The sequence below is a fragment of the Wohlfahrtiimonas larvae genome, assembly GCF_002006755.1.
GTDB lineage: Bacteria > Pseudomonadota > Gammaproteobacteria > Cardiobacteriales > Wohlfahrtiimonadaceae > Wohlfahrtiimonas > Wohlfahrtiimonas larvae.
Map to the genome: position 1 here is coordinate 1 of NZ_MVDO01000234.1, position 1,584 is coordinate 1,584.

2 protein-coding genes are annotated in these 1,584 nt (G+C 35.0%); one reads left to right on the forward strand and one right to left on the reverse strand.

From position 1 onward, the window contains the following. The first annotated feature begins 99 nt into the window (after positions 1-99). Positions 100-771, forward strand: a complete 672-nt coding sequence (locus tag BZK14_RS12010; RefSeq protein WP_077926710.1) for a tetratricopeptide repeat protein — start codon at positions 100-102, stop codon at positions 769-771. A gap of 47 nt (positions 772-818) precedes the next feature. Here the strand turns inward: BZK14_RS12010 and BZK14_RS12015 are convergent. Beyond that, on the reverse strand, positions 819-1,584 hold a 766-nt coding region (locus BZK14_RS12015; protein ID WP_077926711.1), incomplete at its 5' end, for an MFS transporter.

Below are 1,584 nucleotides of genomic sequence, written 5' to 3' on the forward strand. Positions count from 1 at the left end.
TAACCCAAGATATAATATAAAATATGCTACCACTGAGGTAAAATGATTCATAATACTTGATCAGTTTTCCCCCTTATTCTAAAAATAAAGGCTCTAATTATGCGACTTTCTTGGAAAAGATTACTCATCACATCAACCTTTCTCTTCACATTAACTAATGCAGAGCCATACGCTACTTTAAACATAGATAAACTTTTAGTTAAAAATGAACAAGGTGCCACAATAGATCTTCTATATTTACAAGATAGGATTGAAGAGCTTTCTAAAAATGCAGGCACTTATCCTACTCAATTTGATTCTGAAGAAGATCAGCGACAAGCAACTAAAGAGATTCAAATATTATTAGAAGTGGCTAAAACAATGACTGAAGCTAGTACTGAACCTAGCACTTTATATCTATCCATGCAAATTGCTCGCATTGGGCATAATTTAGATATTAAAGGTGCCGCCGAACAAACAATCAACTATGCTGATCAATTTATTAAACAGACACCTGATGATTCAACAGGTTATTTCTTCATGGGGGCATTTTTAGCTGAATCTGGAAAAATCAAAGAGGCTAAACCTTATTTAGATCAAGCTCTTAGCTTAGGCAATGAAGCTGCTCGTTGGTCCATTGCAATGTCATATTTATTTGAAAATAGAGCTGAAGATGCTCTCAGAGAATTTAAAATTTATCAAAAAAACTTCCCAAAAGATCCTCGTACAAAACAGATGATTGAACTCATTAATAGTGAAGACTTTAAAATTGAAGGTGCTGTACCACAGTAAAACAATGCCACTCAATCAGTTATTGAGTGGCGTTTTCTAAATCTGAATTAATTATCCATTAAATCAATATCTTTTGTTTCTTTAGAAAAAGTGATCGCAATAAAGCTGATAATACCAATCACAGCCAAATAATAACCCACATAATAAATACCTTTCTCAAAGCCCATTAAATATGTGATGGCAAATGGTGGCAATGATCCACCTAAAATTCCACCTAAGTTATATGTCATGGATGCACCGGTATAACGCACTTGCGTTGGGAAAATTTCTGATAAAAATGCCCCCATTGGTGCAAAGTTAAATCCCATTGCAAATAAACCGAATGATAAATAAATCGTCGTCCAAATAACATTACCACTTGTCACAGACATACCAAATAATAAACCCGCTGCCATAATGATGAAGTAACTCAACAATAAAATAGGTTTACGACCATAACGATCACACAATAATGCTGAAATTGGCGATGCAATTGCCATGAACATGACAGCGATGGATAACATCACTAGATATTCAGTTCGTGTATAAACATGCGTAGTCACTGTGCCGTATTGCAATGAAAATACTGTGATGATGAAAAACAACGTATAACAAGCCACCATACTGATTGAACCCACTGCCAGCATTTTTGTATGTTTTGTGAACATTTCCATCAATGGAATTTGTACTTGTTTTTCTGCTTTCTCAATTTTCTTAAATGCAGGGCTTTCAATGATGCTTAAACGCACATATAAGCCAACAATGACCAACACAGAACTCAAAATGAATGGCACACGCCATCCCCAAGAATTGACAGCTTCTGGTGGTAACATT